Origin of the sequence: Cryobacterium sinapicolor, assembly GCF_004403465.1 — a bacterium.
In the GTDB taxonomy this organism is placed as follows: domain Bacteria; phylum Actinomycetota; class Actinomycetes; order Actinomycetales; family Microbacteriaceae; genus Cryobacterium; species Cryobacterium sinapicolor.
In genome coordinates this window covers 1-1,019 of the sequence record NZ_SOGQ01000044.1, presented here as the reverse complement: position 1 = coordinate 1,019, position 1,019 = coordinate 1, and the positions used below count along the sequence as shown (strand labels likewise).

Annotated in this window: 1 protein-coding gene; it reads right to left on the bottom strand. The window is 66.2% G+C overall.

The genetic code is table 11. The features are described from left to right. A partial coding sequence (locus tag E3T28_RS08775) for an IS110 family transposase (RefSeq protein WP_134429852.1) occupies positions 1-775 on the bottom strand: 775 nt, incomplete at its 3' end. Between the last annotated feature and the right edge of the window lie 244 nt (positions 776-1,019).

Genomic DNA, 1,019 nt, shown 5'->3' with positions numbered 1-1,019 from the left:
TCTCGTCCCGTTGCCGGCGGAGCGCGGCGAGCTGTTCGGCAAGCTTGGGGAGCACGACGCTGGTCGCGTTCGTGCCCGTCACCACGACGGTCTGCTCGCCCAGCGCCCGGGTGATCTCGTCCGCGAGGCGCCGGCCCATTCGCGGTGCCAACTTCAGCAGCCGGTTGCCAAGTCGGGTTGGGCCAGCGGCCTTCATCGCCGCTGGCGTCGGGTAGCGCTGCAGCAGATCCAGCACCGCCGGATGGTCCAGGTGCGGGCCCAGGACCCGCTCCAACGCAGGGTGGATCTGGGTGAGGAGCCCGCGGGTACGGTTGCTCGTGGCCGTGATCTGGCCGACGACATCGTCGTCGAAACCGCAAAGCATCGAGAGCTCAGCGACCTGCTCATCGGCCAGCTGCAGCGACCGCAAAGCATGCGGGAGGCTCCTCGCGGCTTGGGCGATGATCGCGGCATCGCGGGCGTCGGTCTTGGCTTCGCCCGCGTGCAGGTCCGCGATGCGCCTCATTGCCAGCCCCGGCAGGTAGCCCACGAGCACGTCTTCGGCCTGGGCGACGGCGATCGGCAGGGCGCCGATGGTCGCGGGCTGATCAACGACGAACAAGACCTGGCCGTGTCGTTTCAGCTGCCCGATCAGCTCGCGGAGCTTCGCTTCGTCATTGGGCAGTGCCTTGTCGAAGAGTTGCTTGCCGGCCCGGTCGAGGGCGACCGCGTGGTGTTCTCCCTTGCCGACGTCCACGCCGATGAAGACGTCGACGCTGTCGTAGTTCTCGATCATGAATCCTCCGTCTCAGGTTCCACAAGTCGGCCTGAACCGCGGCATCAAGTCTCGGCATCCACGTTACGAACGGCCTGGGACGAGTCCCGGTCCAGCCCCTATCAGCGATCACCTGATGCCAGTCAGGCCCGGTGACAACACCCCCCGGATCATGAGCGACTGGGGGCAAGAACCATGCCGGGCCTGACAGGCCAACACCCTCACATAACTACACGATCAAGGGCTACGAAGAAAGTAACGGGGG